The organism is Candidatus Cybelea sp. (assembly GCA_036489315.1).
Taxonomy (GTDB): domain Bacteria; phylum Vulcanimicrobiota; class Vulcanimicrobiia; order Vulcanimicrobiales; family Vulcanimicrobiaceae; genus Cybelea.
Genome location: DASXFZ010000017.1, coordinates 1 through 18180, shown reverse-complemented (window position 1 = coordinate 18180; position 18180 = coordinate 1). Strand labels below are relative to the sequence as shown.

Genomic DNA, 18180 nt, shown 5'->3' with positions numbered 1-18180 from the left:
GACGGGATCGTAATCTCTGATTACGTCGATACCGTATCGCTCTTTGAATTCGCTTAGACGAACCCCTTGCACGGTGCGCAGGGCGAGCATCAGCGCCTCGCCCGCCCGCCGCCGGCCCACGAGGCGCTCGCCCTCCGAAGGAATCGGGCCTCCGCATAGCGCCGTATCGATGTACTCCTCCAGCGTACGGGTGTGCACCGAGCGCACGCCGCCGCGGTACGAGGCCGCGCCGACGCCGAGACCGATATATTCGCCATTGGCCCAATAGTTCAAGTTGTGCTTACATTCGTGCCCGGGCCGTGCGAAGTTGCTGACCTCGTACTGCCGGTAGCCGGCCGCGGCGAGCGTGTCGATTGCCAGCGCGTAGAGCTCGGCCTCGCGCGCATCGTCGAAAAATACGCCGGGCTCGCGCGCCCGCCACGCCGCGTACGGCGTTCCCTCTTCGACGGTGAGACCGTAGGCCGAGATGTGATCCACGTCGAGCTCGATCGCGCGCTGCAGCGAGCGTTCCCAGCTCGCCGGCGTTTGGCCCGGCACCGCGAACATCAAATCGAGCGAGACCGATGCGATCCCCGCTTCGCGCGCGGCGTCGACGACCGACTCGACCTGCGCCACAGAGTGCTTTCGGCCGAGCGTCCGAATCTCGAAGGGTTCGAAGGACTGGACGCCGACCGAAAGGCGGGTGATGCCGGCTTGCCGGTAGCGCCGCACGTCGTCGTCGCAGACGAGCTCGGGATTGAGTTCGATCGAGCGCTCAACGATCGCGCCGAAGCGTTCTTCGAGACGTCCGGCAAGATCGGCGATCGTCTCCGCGCCGTACGTATTCGGCGTACCGCCGCCGAAATAGATCGTCGCCGCCGTCGCGCGCGGCTCGCACGCGATCTCCGCTTCTAGCGCGGCAAGGTACCGTCGCGCCGACGACTCGCGAAGCGGCCATTTCGCAAAATCACAATAGGGGCAAAGGTACGGACAGTACGGGAGGTGGACGTAAACGCCGAGCATGTTACGTCGCGGCGAGGTGCGGGGCGGTGAGCTCCGTAATCTTTCCGACGACGTCGTGCGCGACTTCTTGCGCGGCCGCCCCGATCGCGTGTTTGATCGCGTTGCGGCTCGAGCGTCCGTGCGTCACGATACAGTTTCCGCGTAAGCCTAGCAGCGGCGCGCCGCCGTAGGTTTCGTAGTCGAATTTCTTGCGTAGCCGCTTGAGCGCGGGCGCGAGCATCGCCGTGCCGAGTTTCGTCAGGAGATTTCCGCCGAGCAGCGCGTCGCGCATGACGCGCCCGAAGTCGGCGATCATGCCCTCACCGGCCTTGAGCACGACATTGCCGACGAATCCGTCGGTGACGATTACGTCGGCAACGTTATGGAAGAGCGCCCGGCCTTCGACATTGCCGATAAATCGCACGGGCGCGGCTTCGAGCAGGCGCGCCGCTTCGAGCGCGAGCTGATTGCCTTTCGTTCGTTCTTCGCCGACCGAGAGCACCGCGACGCGCGGTTCGGCAACGCCGAGCACCGCCCGCGAGTACGCCGATCCCATGATCCCGAACTGCTCGAGCCACTCCGGCTTGCAGTCGACGTTGGCGCCGGAGTCGAGCAGGACGGTTGGGCCGTTGAGCGCGGGCCAAACCGTCGCAATCGCAGGGCGCCAGATCCCCTCGATCGTTCGCAGCTTGACGACCGCGATCGCCAGAAAAGCGCCGCTGTTCCCAGCCGAGACGACGGCATCGGCTTGCCCCTGCTTAACCAGGTTGACCGCGATGCCGAGCGAGGTGCGCTCGCAGGAGCGAACGGCGACCGAGGGCGCTGAATCCATGGCGACCGCTTCGGGCGCGTGGATGACCGTGATCGAATCGCCGCCCTTCCGGCGTGCCAAAAGGGCGCGTACGCGCGCTTCGTCACCGACCAAAAGTATCTCGACATCGAACTCCTGGGCGGCCAGCACGGCTCCGGCTACGATCTCTCCGGGGGCGTGGTCTCCACCCATCGCGTCAACGGCGATGCGCGCTCGATTCACCGAGCGCTCTTTGGGGGATACCCCGGGAATCCTTGCCTATGGTCAACATTTAGCGCTTGCGTTCGCATGCGCCCCATGGTAATATCTGCCGGCTATGGCCAAGCGCTGTGAAGTTTGCGGGAAGGGACCCAAGTCGGGAAACAACGTCAGCCACGCTATGAATAAGACGAAGCGCCGCTGGCTCCCGAACCTGCAATCCGTGCGGATCGACGACCGCGGGGTGCACCGCACCGCGCGCGTCTGCACGAGTTGTCTGCGCTCGAAGCGCGTTACCCGCCGAGCCTAGCCCCTCTTCTCTCCGAAATGCTCCCAGCCCGACCGCTCGAGCGGTTGGCCGTCCTGGCGCACGCCTTCTTCCTGTTCCAGCACCCCTACGCGCAGCAGCGGGCGGCCGAACCTTTTGGCAAAGCGGCCGGCTAGGTAGACGAAGGCTCGCGGCCGGATCGCCGCCAGCAGCTCGAAATCCTCACCCCCGGCCAGCGCGAAAAGCTCCGGATTCTCGCCCCGGCTTTGCGCGAAGGCGAAGGCCGAGGGTGCCACCGGAGCGTTTTCGATCCGCGCGCCGCAGTCGCTGGCCGCACAGAGGCGGTAGACGTCGGTCGAAAGCCCGTCGGAACAGTCCATCATCGCCGTGACGTTGGCGCTCGCGGCCAAGAAGCGCCCCTCCGCCAGCCGGGCGTGCGGTCGGCGAAATGCTTCGAGCGCATCGGGCGCGCCTTCGAGCCCGGCCCGCGCCGCTCCGAGTTCGCCGGTCACCGCGAGGACGTCGCCGGGCCGCCCCCCCGAACGCGTCTTGACGTTGGAGGGACGAACCTCTCCCACAACGGCAATCGAGATCGTCAACGCCTCGCTGCGCGTGAGATCGCCGCCGGCGATCGCGATGCCGTAGCGATCCGCCGCCTGCGCGATTCCGCGATAGAGTTCGAGCGTGTCGCCCGCGGCATTCTTATGCGCGACGCCGAGTGCGACGGTGGCGAGCACCGGGCGCGCACCCATCGCCGCGAGATCGCTCAAGTTTGCAACCATCGCGCGCCAGCCGGCGTCTTCGAGCGACATCGCTTCCCGCGTGAAGTGCACGCCTTCGACGAGCATGTCGGTCGAGATGACGCTGCGGTGCGAGCGCGACGGCTGCCAGAGCGCCGCGTCGTCGCCGATCCCCAGCAGCACGCGGCTCCGGGCTTCGCGGCGACGCCCCTGCGAGAGCAGCGCCTCGATACCCGCGACGATCTCGTCTTCGCTCACGCCAAGAGCGAACGAATGTGGCGCAGCGCTGCCGCCGGATCGGGCGCGCCGAAGACCGTCGAGCCCATCACGAGGGCGTTCGCACCCGCCTCGACCAGCGCACGGGCGTTCGTGTCGCCGACGCCGCCGTCGACTTCGATCAAACAATCGCTATTGCGCCCGTCGATCAGCGCGCGCGCCTCGCGCACCTTTTCGATCGAACGCGGAATGAATTTCTGCCCGGAGAAGCCGGGATTCACGCTCATCACGAGCACGGTGTCGCAATCCTCGATGATATCTTGGAGCAGCCCGACCGGCGTCTGCGGACAGATTGCGATGCCGGCTTTTACGCCCATCGAGCGCAAGTGCACGAGAAGCCGCTGCGCGTGGTACGTCGCCTCGAGATGGAACGTAATCCGTTCGCAGCCCGCTTCGCGGAAGTCGTCGACGTAGCGTTCGGGCTCGACGATCATCAAATGCGCGTCGAAGGTCAAGGGTGAAAGCTTGCGCAGATCGCCGATGATCTTCGGGCCCCACGTTATGTTCGGAACGAACTGCCCGTCCATTACGTCGAGATGCAGATAATCTGCGCCCGCGTCTTCGACGCACTCGATTTGCTCCGCGATGCGCGCGAAATCTGCCGATAACAGCGAAGGCGCGAGGATCGTCATCGACCGCCCTTCGACGGGCTCAGGATGACAATCCCTTCGACCGTCCTTCGACAACCCTTCGACAAGCTCAGGATGACACCGGTGCGGACACGGGGGCGTCGCTTGGGGTGACCCGGGACCGTCGCTTTAGGGTGATGCCGTATCGCCGGGCTTGGGAGAAGCCGGTTTGTTGCCGTAGATCTTCGGCGGTTCGTGCCCCAGGCGCGTTTCGCCAACCAGCGTGTTGTTCACGTACATGTCGAGCACTGACGTTCCGACTGCGGTTACGGTGAAGTCGAGCTTTTGCCCGGGTTCGGCGAAGGCGTGGTAGAGATCGTAGGTTCCCGTTGCGTCCCGCAGCGCGAGACGGACGTCGACCTGAGCGGTATTAGATGGGTCGTCGGGCTGCGGAACCGAGACGAGGACGTGCGCCTGGTGAAGGATGTAACCCGACTCATTCGGACCGGCGCTGACCTGCAGCGCGACCGGGTCGTACGAGGCGATCTTCGCGTCGGGCGGCGGGAGCTGACGCGCGACCATACCGTGCTGCGGGCCATTCTTACCGAGCGGCGTCCAGACAACCTGGCCGAGTTTGACGCCGGCGTTCGCAGCAAGCGTTCGCGCCTGGTCGATCGTCAAGCCGACGAAGTCGGGAACCCGCAGCGATGTCTTGCCGCCCGAGCTGACGGTCAGTGTGACGGTATCACCCTCGTGCACGCTCGTAAGCGGCGGAGGCTGCTGCGACATCACGTGTCCTTCCGGGATGATATCGCTTTTTGCGTAGGCGATCTTTCCGAGCGCGAGGTGGGTGCGCGAGAGATCGAGCTGAACCTCGCGCAGCGATTGATAACGCAAGTCGGGCATCAACCGAGCGAGGATGCCGTCGCTGATTACAAACGAAATCTGCCGGCCTTGCCTGACTTGATCGCCGGCATTGGGCCGCTGCATGATAATGACGCCCTTGGGATAACGGTCGCTGATCGTATGATCGACGACGGCCGAGCTCAGCCTCAGCCGGTTGACCTCGGCGTTAGCGTCGCTGAGGGTCTGGCCGATAAACGACGGGACGGTCACCGTCGCCGACGAGGGGATCAGAAAATCGAAGATCTGACGCCCGAACCACACGAGAATCGCAACGAATACGACCAGGACGATCGGAAAGAGCCACTCGCGCGGAAGATAGGTGCTGCGGAATTCCTTCAGGTGAGCGCCTCCAGCGGCACCTTGCTCAGATCGAGGTTGCTGAAGACGCGCTGCGCGTCTTCGTGCTCGTCGAGTGCGTCGAGAAACGCGAGCGCCGCCGCGAGTCCCGCGCCGGCCAGCTCGAGCTTCGTCTTCGCGCGCATGCCGAGATAGACGTCGGAGATTCGTTCGGCGCGAGCGCGAAGCGCGTCGCGCACTTCGGCAAGCCGTGCCGGCTGCGTGAAGATCGTCGCGAAGTCGTCTTCGTACTCGATGTCTTCGACGCCGTCGACAAGGGCTTCTTCCATCAGCGCGTCTTCGGATTTACCCGCGGGGTCGAGTTCGATGATGCCGACCGGATCGAACATCCAAGCAACGCTGCCGCTCTCGCCGAGGCTCCCTTCGTGACGCGTGAAGAGAAAGCGCATTTCGCCGGCAGTCCGGTTCCGGTTATCGGTCGCGGCGTCGACGACCACCGCGAGCCCGTGCGGGCCGTACCCTTCGTAGCGGATCTCCTCGATCTCGCGCTCGCCGCCTTGACCCCCGGCGCGCGCAATCGCGCGCTTGATGTTGTCCTGCGGCATGTTGAACTCGCGGGCCTTTTCGACGGCCATCTTCAGCCGGTAGTTAGCTTCAGGATCCGGCGATCCACCCTTCGCCGCGAGGATCAGCTCTTTACTGAGCTTGGTAAAGAGCGCCCCGCGCTGGGCGTCGACCTTCCCCTTCTTCAGCTTGATATTGTGCCATTTTGAGTGACCTGACATCGCACTTGGCCCTTCGCTAGCCCGGTCCGATAATCCAGGTCGGGAACCACATCCGCTGGTGCCAGGCGTCCCACGGAATCGGGTGAGCGGCGAGGATCGGGTAAAAGTAGATGAAAGCGACCCCCGCCGCGGCCACGTACGAGCCGACCGCGAGGCCGCCGAGCCAGCGGAGGTTCTGCTGGCGCAAGCACCACTGCCAGCATCGCTGCAGCACGATTGCGTTGCAGAGGCAGATCAGCGGGATGTTGACGTAAAAGTGATACGCAAAGATCAAGCGTGGCGACAAGATCCACGGCAGCCATTGCAGCAGATAGGTCACCACGATCAGACAGTACGCCTTGTTCCACTCGCGTATCGCCAGCACGCCGACGAAAAAGACCGCGAAGAGCCCGAACCAGAGGATCACGGGGTTCGGCATCGAGGTGATCTCGTAGATGCAGCACCCCTTGGGATCGTTGGTGTTGGCGCGGCGGTCCTGGTAGAAGTACGCGACCGGAACGTAGTCGATCGGCCATTCCCACCACTGCGACGAGTAGGGGTGTGTCGCGCGAAGGTTGTGATGATACTCGTACATCGTGTACTGCCGGTAGACGACGTCGTTGAGGCTGTGAATTTCTGCGGGATCGGGCGAATGGCGGGCAAGATCCGGGACCCAAGCCAGCATGTACACGGTCGCACTGACGAAGAGAATCGTCGCAAATGCGCCGTCGAGGCGGAAACCGCGCGGATTTCCCCAGAGCGTCGGCCGTCCGCTGAAAAAGAAACGCTGCAGCCAGACGAACGAAAGCACGACGAAGCTGACTCCGAAACCCATCACGCCGTACCACTTGCTGCTCACGAGCAGGCCCAGCGCGACCGTAAAGAAGATCAGCCAGCGCCGCGACGAGCGTCCGCTCTCGGTCGCCGTTGTGTCCGCGTCGCGAATCTGATCCTGCGCGTAGAGCACGCCGCCATCGGGCGTTTGGTAGCTGACGCTGCCGTCGCGGCGATACTCGATCTTCAGTGGATCGTCGTCGTAGACAAGCACGCCGCCCTTGGCTTCCGAGACCGCGCCGCGCGTGATCTTCCCGCGGGAGTCGATCGTGCCGCCGTCGGCGGCGAACAGATCCGTCGCACCGGCGGCGTCGCGCAGCGCGTACGATCCCTCGCCAAACGAAAGCTCGCGCCGTTTATCGCCGAAGTACGCCGGATAGAGGACGTAGCGCACGAGCAGATAGATTCCGCAGGCGGCGTAGAGGGTGACGATGACCGTCGACGCGGCGTCGAAGCCGAAGATGACGCGCCCGAGAAAGGCGAGGATCAGTCCGGCAGCCAGCGAGCCGCCGGCACCGGCAGCGAGCCCCCATCCCGGAACGTCGACGTTCTTGCGGTCGCCAACCTGCGAGCTGATCCAAAATCGGTAGAACGCATAGACCGCGAGAGTCGAAAAGAAGACGACGAAGCCTTCGGGTGTCGCGATGCGCGATTGCACGAAGTGCATCCCGTCAAAGCTGAGCAGAAGCGCGGTGACGGTGGCGAAGATCGTCGAGCCGGTCACGCGTTTCGCGAAGACGTAGAGCAGCATCACGACCAGCGCACCGAATACAACGTCGAGAAAACGCCAGCCGTAGGAGTTGTCGCCGTTGCCCAGGTGGCCGACGAGTGCGTTGAGCCCGTGCCACCCTCCTAACCCGTGCCCGTGCGGCATTCCGCCGAAGAGCGCCATCGAGAGCGTGATCAGCAGCTTGCTCAGCGGCGGATGCGTATTCTCATAGATCCGCAGGTTCTGCAGATACTCTTCGCCTGCGCGCGCGAAGTAAATTTCGTCGAAGACCTTGTCCGGCGGCCACCAATAGCCGACGAAAGAGAGCACGAAGTTTCCCACGCCCAGGGCCCCCGCGATCGCCCAATCCAGCGGCGCGCGCATCGTCGCCAACCCCGCTCGCGGATCGAACCAGTGATTCGCCCAGCCGACGGCCGCTTCAAGCGCCGGCGCTTTTGCGCCGGCGCCCTTCGGCTTCGCGGCGCTCACCGCTTCTGCCGATGTGCGGGTTTCCGCACCTCCTAAGAAGAGGTAGCCGAGCCAAAAGAATGTCGCAACCGTGACGAACGAGAGGATCGACGTGGCGGGCCCCCAGAGGTTCTGCTCGTTGGCCCCTGGGACGTTTGCGGTAACGGCGTGCAGGTACTGCAGGCTGTAAATGAGGTTGGCGAAGAGCACCAGCGAGAGCGCGATCGCACCCCACAGGTAGCGCCGCGCGAAGGGAATGCAGACGATCGTGAAGAGCACGCCGTCGAAGAGGTAGCGTTCGTGCATGCGCGTCGAGAGGACGAAGAAGGCGATGGTCGAGATCGCGCAGGCCTCGAGCAATGCCTGTGCGCTGCGGTCCTGAAGATAGCGCCAAACGATCAGGACGACGGCGGCAAGGAGCAGCAAAAGGCCCCACAGATACTGCGGCAGCCCCAGGATGCTTTGGCTGTCGGGTATCCACATCGTGCCGCGCAGCGCCCAGAGGTTGAACGCGTTGACGCTGTTATACGGATAGACGTTCGAGCCGTAGGCGTACCGCTCGAGAAGCCAGACAAACGCCGCGATCGGATTGCTCGGATGGAAGGGTTCGCTGACGAGCAGCGCGAGCAGCAACGCGGCGACGATGCCGGCGAGGGTGGCCGGGATTCGCTGGCGGCGCCGCTGCGGCGAGGCCAGCGCGAAGGCGATCATCAGCGGCAGCAATACGGCCGCCTGCGGCTTGATCAGCAGCGAATACCCGAAAGCGAGCCACGCTCCGACGATCCAGCCCATCTCCGCATTTCGTATCGCATTTGCGGAGCTTGCTTGTGGCGAAGTCGAGGGGTCTTCACTGCGCAGCAGCAGGTAGACCGCAAGCAGGGCAAGACCTCCCGAGATCGAGTCGACTTGGCCCCACGAGGCGGAGATGTAGATCGTCGCCGGATTGAAAAGATAGATCGCCGCGGCGGCCAACGCGAGGCTGGTCGCAGCGAAACGGCGCACGATGGCATAGATCATCACCCCGACCCACAGGTCGGCGAAGATCGCGGGCATCTTTACGAGCACCCGCATGACCGCGTAACCGGAGTCGTGTGCGGCGAAGAGCAGATGCCATATTCGCCCGACGAAGGCGAGTACGTAGAAGTAGCCCGGCGGATAATCGGCAAAGCCGATCGACGAATAGAAGCTCCCGAATCCGCGCTCGCTCAGTGCGAGCGCCCACGCGACGTAGGTATTGACGTCGGTCTTGAAGCCTTCGTTATCGACGAAGAGCAGCCGGACGAAGAATGCAACCAGGAGCAGCGCGGGAAGTGCCCAGACGGTCAGGTTCGAGCGAGCCGGCGCGCGGGTCATGCAGCGGCCAGACCGAGTGTGCCGGCTAAAAATTCACGCAGTTCGCCGTTGCGATGGCGTTCGATCACGCCCACGTGTTCGGCAGCCGTTTGCGTCGCGGCCTCGCGCGCGCCCAGCTCATCAAGGGCCTCGACGACCCGGCCGACCGCCGGCGCGTCGAGCGAGGATCCGCTCGCATATGCCTCGACCACGGCGGTACGCGCCGCGCACGGCGGCTGCGAGATCGCCCACACGACCGGGAACGTCCACTTACGCCGCGCGATGTCGCTGCCGGCCATTTTGCCGGTCTCGCCGAGCGTCGACCAGATGCCGGCGACGTCGTCGCGAATCTGAAAAGCCATCCCGTAGGCGCGGCCGACGTCGCCGTACCCGGCGATTGCCGCCGGATCGCAGCCCGCGGCGTAAGCCCCTAAGCGGCACGAGGCATCGAAGAGCTGCGCCGTCTTGCATTCGATCATTCGGTAGTACGCGGGAAGATCGACCGAGCGCTCCGATTCGAAGTGCAAATCGAGCGATTGACCTTCGCACATCACCGCGTGCGCCTCGTGCAGCAGCGCGAGCATCTCGAGGACTCGCCCGGCTTCGAGGTGCGCGGCGGCCTGTTCCAGACTCAGGAAGCTGAGCGCGCACATCGCGTCGCCGGCGTTGATCGCGGCGGCGATGCCGTACTGGCTCCAAAGGGTGGGGCGTCCGTGGCGGAGTTCGTCACGATCCTCGATGTCGTCGTGGACCAGAGAATAGTTGTGAAAGATTTCGACGGCCACGGCGGCGTCGAGCGCGTGTTCGAGCGGCGCCCCCTCGCAAGTCGCGACGCGCATCACCATTTGCGGCCGCAGGCGTTTGCCGCGCCGCGCCGGCCCGTATCTGCCGTAGCCGAAGTGGCGTAAAAGCATATCGGAGATCTCTTCCGATCCCCGATATCCGCCGATTCGCTCTTCGAGGGCGCTTTCGAAGCGCTCGCCAAAATCGACCGGATTACGCAGAAACGGCTAGCTCCTCCATCCGCGCTTCGACCTGATCGACCAGCCAGCCGGGCGTCGAGGCACCCGACATCAATCCGGCGACGTGCACGTTCGCAAACCAGTCAGGCTGCAGCTCGTCGGGGCCTTCGATGTGGTAAGCGCGCGCACCGTGCGATTCGGAGAGATCTGCGAGGTGCTTGGTGTTCGCCGACGTCTTTCCGCCCACGACGACCATCACTTCGACGTCTCTTGCCAAACGAAGCGCTTCGTTCTGCCGGTTATGCGTGTCCGTGCAAATCGTATTGACGGCACGCACTTCGTAGTATTTTGCCGAGAGCGCGCGCACGATCTCGGTGAACCCTTCCCCGGACCAGGTCGACTGCACGACGACCCCGACCTTGCTCGAGCGCGGAAGCTTTTCGACATCGCTCGGGCTCTGGATGCACCACGCACCGGGAACGTGGCTCAGCGTCCCCTTGACCTCGGGGTGATTCGGATCGCCGATGACGACGATCTTGTAGCCGTCGGCTTTGAGCTTCTCCGCCTGAACGTGAATCTTCGTTACCATGGGGCAGGTGGCGTCGATGATCTCGAGATTCTTGGCCTTGGCCTTCTCAAAGACATCGACCGGAAGACCATGTGCCCGGACGAAGAGCGCGCCCGCATCGACTTCATCGACGACGGCGGCGTTCTTCAGACCACGCGAGGCCAGCGATTCGACCATTTGCGGGTTGTGCACGACGTGTCCGAGCGTCGTAACGTCGCCGCGCGAGGCGATCGCCTCCTCCGCTTTCTTTACGGTGATGGCAACCCCGAAGCAAAAACCCTGGACGGATGCCTTACGAATTTCCACCAATACTCCCAGCCAACAGCTCGATCGCGCTCATAACCTCTCCCGTAAACTTCGCCAAATCCTCGCGCGTTGCTTTCCTGCCGGCCTCGAGGGCGAGCGGAGCGCCGAACGCAACCGTAATTTGCGCAAAACGCAGCGCCCGGTCGCTCCCGACGATGCACGCGGGCACGACTGGCGCCTTTCCCAGCGACGCCAAGAGTGCGACACCTGTCTGAGGCTGGACCTCGCCGCTGGGGTTCCGCGTGCCCTCCGGAAAGATCCCGACGGCCCCGCCGGCCTCCAGCACCGAGAGCGAGCGCCTGATCGCGGCGGTCGCACTGCCCCGGCGATCGACCGCGTAGGCCCCGAGCGCGCGTATTACCGTCCCGAGAACGGGGAGCGCGAAGAGCTCCTTCTTCGCCATATAGCTGATGCGTCGCGGGCAGAGGGAAGCCATCAGCGGCGGATCGAGATAGGAGAGGTGATTGCACGCGACGATCAGCGGCCCGCCGGGCGGAACGTTCTCCGTTCCAAAGACTCTCGCGCGCAAAAGGACCCGCGCCGCCGTGCGTACCGTGAACTTGGAAAAGTTGTAGAAATCCAAGCGCGAGATCAGGACGAAGCCGGGGAGAGCTTTGCGGCGATCGCGCAGATTTCGTCGACGACGTGCTGGGCGTCGATCTCGCTCGAATCGATGACGTACGCGTCCTTCGCCGCTACGAGTGGTGAAATCGCGCGCGTCCGGTCGAGACGGTCGCGCTCCTCCAGGTCCTTCGCGAGCCGGCGCACGTCGACGTCGACACCACCCTGCTCGAGCTGCAGCCGCCGGCGGGCGCTGCGAGCGGCGAGCGACGCCGTGAGATAGATCTTGACGGGTGCGTCCGGCAGAACGACCGTCCCGATATCGCGGCCGGCCATCACGACCGGGGCGTCCTGCGCGATACGGCGCTGCGTCCTCACCATCTCCGAGCGCACCGCAGCGTGCGCCGCAACGGCCGAGACGATCGCTGTTACTTTGCTGCTCGCGAGCGCGGGCTCGTCGAGTTCTTCCCCTCCCGCCGTGACGCGAAAGCCCAGCGGGGCCGACTCGTCGATCCGCACTTCGATCGGAGAGGCGTGCGCTAGACGGGCGAGCGCGGCGCCGTTGTCGACGTCGGTACCGGTATGCAGGGCCAGATAGGCCAACGCTCGATACATCGCGCCGGTATCGAGATAGAGCACGCCCAGTCGTCGAGCCGTCGCTCGCGCAACGGTCGTCTTACCCGAAGCCGCCGGCCCGTCGATGGCAATCTGCAAACCCGTCATTTTATTTCGCTCCCTCGATTCGCCCGGAGGTGACCGCCACCTCGCAGAACGGGACCCTTTGAGGAAGCTTGGCAAAAACTCGGTCGATCTATTTCTGTTCCGCCTGCGGCTTTGAATCGGCGCGCTGGCTTGGGCGGTGCCCGCAATGCGAAGCGTGGAACTCGTTCGACGAACGCGCTTTTACCGTCGCACGGGCGCCCAAGCGCGACGAACGGCCGCCCGCAGCGCAGCCGGCGGCGCCGTTGACGCTGGCCGAAATCGAATCGAGCGCGCTGGTGCGGCTGCAGATGGATATGCCGGAGTTCGACGCCGTTTTGGGCGGCGGAACCGTTCCCGGCAGCCTCACGCTCGTCGGCGGGCCGCCCGGTGCGGGCAAGTCGACGCTGCTTCTGCAGATCGCGGCGCGCCTATCGCGCAGCGGCGAAGTCGTCTACGTCTGCGGCGAGGAGTCGGCCGCGCAGGTCAAGCTGCGCGCAGATCGCACGCTGCGCAGCGAGGCTTTGCGCAACCTCCTCATTTATCCGGAGACGAATCTGCGCGCGGTACTCGATCACGTGCAGCGCAACGCGCCGCTCGCGCTGGTCGTCGACTCGATTCAAACGGTGTGGCTTCCCGAGAGCGAGGCCTACGCCGGCAGCGTCACCCAAATTCGTGACTGCACGCAAGCGCTAATGGAGTATTCGAAGCGCACCGGCTGCGCGACGTTCATCGTCGGGCACGTCACCAAGGACGGCGCGATCGCCGGCCCGCGCCTGCTCGAGCACCTCGTCGATACCGTGCTCTACTTCGAAGGCGAGACCAGCGGCGAGTACCGAATCCTGCGCGCGTACAAGAATCGTTTCGGCTCCGTCGACGAGATCTGCGTTTTCTCAATGCACGATTCGGGCCTGCGCGAAGTCGCCAATCCGTCGGAACTCTTCGCGGGAGCGAGAGCGCAGCGTCCCAGCGGTTCGTGCGTCGTCGCCTCGATCGTCGGCTCCCGCCCAGTACTCGTCGAGGTCCAGGCGCTCGTCGGCGAGAGCAGTTACGGCACCGCGCGGCGGCTCGCGAACAATCTCGACCAGCAGCGCCTCGCGATGATCCTCGCCGTTTTGGAGCGGCGAGCCGGTTTTTCGCTGGGAACGCACGACGTCTACGCATCGGTCGCCGGCGGGTTGCGCATCGCCGAACCGGCGGCCGATCTCGGAATCGCGCTGGCTATCGCCTCGTCGTTCCGCAACGTGGCGATTCCGGCGGCGGTTGCGGCCTTCGGGGAACTTGGCCTCTCGGGAGAGGTACGCGCGGTCGGCGCGTCCGACCGGCGTGAAGCCGAGGCACGCAAGCTCGGGTACACGCAGATTATCTCGCCCGCGAATGCGCCCGACGTAATCGCCGCAATCCAACAAGCACTTGGGTAATGTTTGAGATCGTTCCGAATCTTTCCGAGGGGCGTAACGCGGAAACGATCGCGGCCGCCGTATCCGCCGTCGAAATGGCGGGCGCGCGCGTGCTCAACTGGAGCAGCGACGAGCTGCATCATCGCAGCGTCCTGACGATCGTCGGTGACGCAGCCGAGGTGCTCGACGCCGCCGTCGCCTTGGCCGGCGTCGCGCTCGAGCGCATAGATCTTCGCGAGCACAGCGGCCTTCATCCCCGGATCGGGGCGCTCGACGTGCTCCCGTTCGTTCCGCTCGCCGGAGCAACCATCGAAGACGCCGCCGCTCTCGCTCATCGAGCGGGCGCCCGAATCTGGGAGCGTTTCGGGGTGCCTTCCTTCTATTACGGCGCCGCGGCCCGCCGCCCGGAACGCCGCCCGTTGCCGGCTATCCGCAGTAACGCGGGATGGGCGCCCGACGAAGGGGATTCGGGCCGTCACATCAGCGCCGGCGCGATCGCCATCGGTGCGCGCGAGATTCTGATCGCGTTCAACATCGAGCTCGCCACCGCCGAACTCCCAGTCGCCAGGGCGATCGCGCGGGCAATCCGCGAACGCGACGGAGGGCTGCGCTCCTTGCGGGCCATCGCCTTACCCCGCGGAAACGACCGCGTGCAGGTTTCTCTCAACGTCACGGACTATGCTGCAACGCCGCTTTACCGCGTAGTAGAATTGGTGCGCGAGCTCGCCGCCGGCCGTGGGGTCGAGCTGCTGGGCTGCGAGCTTATCGGATGCTTGCCGATCGCGGCGGTCGAATCGGCCGCAGCATACTATTTGGGAGTCTCAAAACTTTGATCAGGGGTAGAACGGCACAATTCGGAATTGCACTCTGCGCGATCGTGCTCTGCACGGTGCAAGCGGCGATCGGCCAAACCGGCCCCGGCGATGCTGGTATTTACGCGACTACGCTGCGCAACGGGCTGAAGGTCGTCGTCGTCGAGGACCACCAGACACCGGTCATCCATACCGGGGTCTGGTACGGCTTCGGATCGCTGCAGGAGACGACCGGGAAGACGGGTCTCGCCCACGCGCTCGAACACATGAGTTTTCGCGGGACGCCGCAGATCTCGGCGGGTGGACTCGACGACATCGTAGCGCGTCTCGGTGCGCAGATGAACGGCTCGACGAACTACGACTACACGCAGTTTTACTTCGAGATGCCGTCGGACAAGATCGACGTCGCGCTGGCGATCGACGCAAATCGAATGCAGCATCTGTCGCTGCGCCCCTCCGACTGGGCGATCGAACGATTGGCGGTGCTCAACGAGATTGACGGCGACGCGAGTTCGCCGTTCTTCAACCTTCTGGCCCGCGTCCGCGCCGCGGCCTTCCCCGGTCAGCCGGCCGGACGTACACCGCTGGGCAGTCGCGAGGACGTCGCGCGAGCCACCGTCGCGGACATTGCCCGCTACTACCACGAATGGTATGCGCCGAACAACGCGACGCTGGTGATCGCCGGCGACGTGGACCATTCCGCGGCCTTTGCCAAGGCCCAGCGCTTCTTCGGCACAATCCCGTCGAAGAAGCTTCCAGCGTGGGCCGAAAAAGATCCCGTTCCGGCTTCGCCGACCAAGGTTGAAGCCGAGTTTCCGTTCCCGTTCGAGGTCGTCGATTTCGCGTACGCCATCCCCGGCGACACCGAGCACGGCGAGGCGGCGGTCAGCACGCTCTCGACCCTGCTGGAGAATCAGCGCTCGCCCTTCTATCGCGCGCTCGTCGAAAGCAACATCGCGCTGGGCATCGAGGCCAACGCCGATACGCAGCTCAAAGGCGGCCTGCTCCACGTTTTCGTCATCTTGAATCCCGGGCACAATGCGCGCGAGGCGCAAGCGGCCTTCCAAGCGACGATCGATTCGATTCTGAGCAACGGTTACGACCCCGATCTCGTTCTCGCCGCCAAACGGATGACGATCGCCGAACGGCTCTTTGATACCGACTCGATCGACGGGATCGGCGACCTCGCCGGCTACACCTACGGCATCGTACACGAGCGGGTCTCCGACGAGGACCGGCGGCTCGATGCGCTCACCGGCGCCGATCTCGTTGCCGCGACGCGGACCTACATGCATCAGCCGACGGTCATCGGCCACTTGAGCCCGAACGCGAGTCCGCCGCGCGGGAGCTCGCAGAAGAGCAGCGCCGAAGCGAGCGACGACTTTTCCAAACGCATTCCGAACGGCCCGATCGTCGAGCCGAGCTGGATCGCGAAATCGGTCGCGGCGCCGACCACCGCGCGCAGCAAACTCGCGCCCGTCGAGTTCACGCTCTCCAATGGATTGCACGTCATCGTCCAACGCAAGACCGATCGCCCGACGGTCGTGATCAAAGGCAGCATCGCCAGCTCGCCGGCATTCGCACCGGCGGGTAAAGAGGGCATCATCCGGCTCGCCTCCTCGGCGGCAGATTACGGCAGCACGAACTATCCCTTCGCGCAGCGCCGTAAAGCCACCGACGAAATGGGCGTATTCATGACGACCGGTCAGGATTTCTCCGCTCAAGCCGAGGTCCGCGACTTCGACCGCGTCGTCGCCATTTTGGCCGACGGCGAAGCGCATCCGAGCTTCGAGGATCCGTGGCTGAGCATCGAAAGATCGCAGCTCGCCAATAGCCTGCAATCGGAAGGGCGGATCTCGGGCGTGATGATCGACCGCGCCTACGACCGGCTGCTGCTGGCCGATACGGATCCCAGCCTCCGTCAGCCGACGGCGCAGAGCGTCGGAGGGATCACTCGCGCGGATCTGCTCAGCTATGCCGCCGAATACTGGCGTCCCGATCTGACGACGATCGCCGTGGTCGGCGACGTTTCGCCCGAACAGGTTCGAACGGCGCTCGAGGCAAGCTTCGGCACGTGGAGCGCGAGCGGCGCGAAGCCCGATCCGCACCTAATGGCGATGCCGCCGGCTTCGAGCGGCCACGACTATATCGGCACCGCCGCCAATCAGGTCTACATTCGTCTTGGTCAGCCGGCGATGTCGCGTTCGAGCACGGACTACAATACGTTCGCAGTGCTCAACCAGATCCTCGGCGCAGGCGGAGCCTTCGAATCGCGTCTATGGCAGGAGCTGCGGCAGAAGCGCGGCCTCGTTTACAGCGTCGATAGCACGCTGGACGCCGATGCCGATCGCGGCGATCTGCGCGTCGAGCTCAACGCGTCGCCGCAGCGAGTCGTCGCCGCCGTGACGCTAGTGCGTGAAGAGCTCAAACGCCTGCAGGACGTCCCGGTTACGCAGACGGAGCTGCAGGAGGCCAAGGTACGCCTCGTCAGCAACGCGCTGCTCGAGGAAGCCTCGTCGTCCGGCCAGGCAAAACAGATCCTCGACATCGCCGTGAACCGCTTGCCGCTCGACTATTACAGCACGCTGAACGAGCGCTACGAACGCATTACCGCAGCCGACGTGCAGCGGGTCGCGCGCGCCTACCTGCATCCCGACCGGCTCGTTGAGGTCTACTCCGGGCCGTCGGGCCCGTGGGCCATGCGTACGCTATGATCGAGACGATCGACCCGGCGACGGGCGAGGTGCTCGAACGTATCGAGGCGATGGGCCCGGAGCGGGTCGAAGCGAAGCTCGCTGCAGCGGCGCGAGCCTTCGAAGGCTGGCGCGCGACGTCGTTCGACGTTCGCGCCGATCTGCTGCAGGGCGTCGCGGCCCGCTTTCGCGACGAACGCGAACGACTCGCCGCGACGGCGGTGCGCGAGATGGGCAAGCCGCTCGTTCAAGCGCGCGCCGAAGTCGACAAATGCGCGTGGGCACTCGACTACTTCGCCGAGCACGGCGAAGCGATGCTCGCCCCGCAGCCGGCGGAGTCGACCGGTACGCGAAGCTACGTCGCGTTTCGCCCGCTGGGCGCGCTGCTCGCGATCATGCCGTGGAACTTTCCGTTCTGGCAGGTGATTCGTGCGGCGGCGCCGGCGATGATGGCCGGCAACGTTTTGCTGCTCAAGCACGCGACCAGCACGACGCGCTGCGCTTTAGAGATCGAGCGCGTCTTCGTCGAGGCGGGCGCAGCCGAGGGCTGCTTCGGAACGCTGCTCGTCCCGGGAAAGGAGGTCGGTAAGATCGTCGCAGACCGGCGCGTCGCCGCGGTTACCTTGACCGGAAGCGAAGGCGCAGGCACCTCGGTAGCGCGCGCCGCGGGCGAAGCGCTGAAAAAGTGCGTGCTCGAGCTGGGCGGCTCCGATGCATTCGTCGTGCTCGCCGATGCAGATCTCGAGGCGGCCGCTGCAAAAGCGGTGACCGCGCGCTTTCAAAATAACGGCGAGAGCTGCATCGCCGCGAAGCGCTTCATCGTCGAAGATCGAGTCTACGACGAGTTTCTCTCACGTTTCGCGGAAAAGGCCGCAGCGCAGGTCGTCGGCGATCCGATGGACGAGCGCACCCAGCTTGGCCCCTGCGCGCGTGAGGATCTTCGCCAAACGATTCACGAGCAAGTCTTCGGTACGGTCTCCGCGGGCGGCCAACTGGTTACCGGCGGCAAGTTTGTTGAGCGGCGCG

General features: G+C 64.8%; 16 protein-coding genes. 5 read left to right on the top strand and 11 right to left on the bottom strand.

Annotation, left to right across the window (positions count from 1 at the left end; genetic code table 11):
• Window positions 1–1002, bottom strand: a 1002-nt coding sequence (hemW, locus tag VGG51_04595) for a radical SAM family heme chaperone HemW (protein ID HEY1882300.1), incomplete at its 3' end; no start/stop codon positions are given.
• 1 nt (window position 1003) lies between these two features.
• Complete coding sequence (plsX, locus tag VGG51_04590) at window positions 1004–2014, bottom strand: phosphate acyltransferase PlsX (GenBank protein HEY1882299.1); 1011 nt, start codon at window positions 2012–2014, stop codon at window positions 1004–1006.
• Between the two features lie 94 nt (window positions 2015–2108).
• Here plsX and rpmB point away from each other — a divergent pair, with 94 nt between their 5' ends.
• Window positions 2109–2300 carry a 50S ribosomal protein L28 gene (gene rpmB / locus VGG51_04585; protein ID HEY1882298.1) on the top strand — a complete coding sequence of 64 codons (192 nt, stop codon included), beginning with the start codon at window positions 2109–2111 and terminating at the stop codon, window positions 2298–2300.
• Here the strand turns inward: rpmB and thiL are convergent.
• The 9 genes from thiL to cmk form a co-directional block, all read right to left on the bottom strand.
• Window positions 2297–3256 carry a thiamine-phosphate kinase gene (thiL, locus tag VGG51_04580; GenBank protein HEY1882297.1) on the bottom strand — a complete coding sequence of 320 codons (960 nt, stop codon included), beginning with the start codon at window positions 3254–3256 and terminating at the stop codon, window positions 2297–2299. The genes rpmB and thiL overlap by 4 nt on opposite strands.
• A complete protein-coding gene (gene rpe / locus VGG51_04575) occupies window positions 3253–3906 on the bottom strand; it encodes a ribulose-phosphate 3-epimerase (protein ID HEY1882296.1) in 654 nt (217 codons plus the stop codon). The genes thiL and rpe overlap by 4 nt, the downstream gene beginning before the upstream one ends.
• Before the next feature lie 126 nt (window positions 3907–4032).
• Entirely contained in the window at window positions 4033–5010 is a 978-nt protein-coding gene (locus VGG51_04570; protein HEY1882295.1) for a PASTA domain-containing protein, read from the bottom strand.
• Between the two features lie 74 nt (window positions 5011–5084).
• Entirely contained in the window at window positions 5085–5831 is a 747-nt protein-coding gene (locus VGG51_04565; GenBank protein HEY1882294.1) for a YebC/PmpR family DNA-binding transcriptional regulator, read from the bottom strand.
• A 16-nt stretch (window positions 5832–5847) separates the two neighbouring features.
• Window positions 5848–9174 carry a phospholipid carrier-dependent glycosyltransferase gene (locus tag VGG51_04560; protein HEY1882293.1) on the bottom strand — a complete coding sequence of 1109 codons (3327 nt, stop codon included), beginning with the start codon at window positions 9172–9174 and terminating at the stop codon, window positions 5848–5850.
• On the bottom strand, window positions 9171–10067 hold the full coding sequence (locus tag VGG51_04555; GenBank protein HEY1882292.1) for a polyprenyl synthetase family protein: 897 nt from the start codon (window positions 10065–10067) through the stop codon (window positions 9171–9173). The genes VGG51_04560 and VGG51_04555 overlap by 4 nt, the downstream gene beginning before the upstream one ends.
• An 82-nt stretch (window positions 10068–10149) precedes the next feature.
• Window positions 10150–10989: a 4-hydroxy-3-methylbut-2-enyl diphosphate reductase gene (gene ispH / locus VGG51_04550; protein ID HEY1882291.1), complete on the bottom strand. Its 840-nt coding sequence runs from the start codon at window positions 10987–10989 to the stop codon at window positions 10150–10152.
• On the bottom strand, window positions 10976–11572 hold the full coding sequence (locus VGG51_04545; protein ID HEY1882290.1) for a lysophospholipid acyltransferase family protein: 597 nt from the start codon (window positions 11570–11572) through the stop codon (window positions 10976–10978). The genes ispH and VGG51_04545 overlap by 14 nt, the downstream gene beginning before the upstream one ends.
• 8 nt (window positions 11573–11580) lie before the next feature.
• On the bottom strand, window positions 11581–12273 hold the full coding sequence (cmk, locus tag VGG51_04540) for a (d)CMP kinase (GenBank protein ID HEY1882289.1): 693 nt from the start codon (window positions 12271–12273) through the stop codon (window positions 11581–11583).
• A gap of 68 nt (window positions 12274–12341) precedes the next feature.
• On the opposite strand from cmk, the gene radA reads away from it, so the two are divergent.
• From radA to VGG51_04520, 4 genes are all read left to right on the top strand, one after another.
• Window positions 12342–13670 carry a DNA repair protein RadA gene (gene radA, locus VGG51_04535; protein ID HEY1882288.1) on the top strand — a complete coding sequence of 443 codons (1329 nt, stop codon included), beginning with the start codon at window positions 12342–12344 and terminating at the stop codon, window positions 13668–13670.
• Window positions 13670–14482 carry a glutamate formimidoyltransferase gene (ftcD, locus tag VGG51_04530; protein HEY1882287.1) on the top strand — a complete coding sequence of 271 codons (813 nt, stop codon included), beginning with the start codon at window positions 13670–13672 and terminating at the stop codon, window positions 14480–14482. The genes radA and ftcD overlap by 1 nt, the downstream gene beginning before the upstream one ends.
• Entirely contained in the window at window positions 14479–17175 is a 2697-nt protein-coding gene (locus tag VGG51_04525; GenBank protein HEY1882286.1) for a pitrilysin family protein, read from the top strand. The genes ftcD and VGG51_04525 overlap by 4 nt, the downstream gene beginning before the upstream one ends.
• On the top strand, window positions 17172–18180 hold a 1009-nt coding region (locus VGG51_04520), incomplete at its 3' end, for an aldehyde dehydrogenase family protein (GenBank protein HEY1882285.1). The genes VGG51_04525 and VGG51_04520, both read left to right, overlap by 4 nt.

What these genes read in the sequence shown, in the direction of transcription:
- rpmB (HEY1882298.1), top strand. Translation starts at nt 2,109, where the DNA reads ATGGCCAAGCGCTGTGAAGTTTGCGGGAAGGGACCCAAGTCGGGAAAC.
- rpe (HEY1882296.1), bottom strand. Translation starts at nt 3,906, where the DNA reads ATGACGATCCTCGCGCCTTCGCTGTTATCGGCAGATTTCGCGCGCATC.
- VGG51_04565 (HEY1882294.1), bottom strand. Translation starts at nt 5,831, where the DNA reads ATGTCAGGTCACTCAAAATGGCACAATATCAAGCTGAAGAAGGGGAAG.
- VGG51_04560 (HEY1882293.1), bottom strand. Translation starts at nt 9,174, where the DNA reads ATGACCCGCGCGCCGGCTCGCTCGAACCTGACCGTCTGGGCACTTCCC.
- VGG51_04555 (HEY1882292.1), bottom strand. Translation starts at nt 10,067, where the DNA reads ATGCTTTTACGCCACTTCGGCTACGGCAGATACGGGCCGGCGCGGCGC.
- cmk (HEY1882289.1), bottom strand. Translation starts at nt 12,273, where the DNA reads ATGACGGGTTTGCAGATTGCCATCGACGGGCCGGCGGCTTCGGGTAAG.
- ftcD (HEY1882287.1), top strand. Translation starts at nt 13,670, where the DNA reads ATGTTTGAGATCGTTCCGAATCTTTCCGAGGGGCGTAACGCGGAAACG.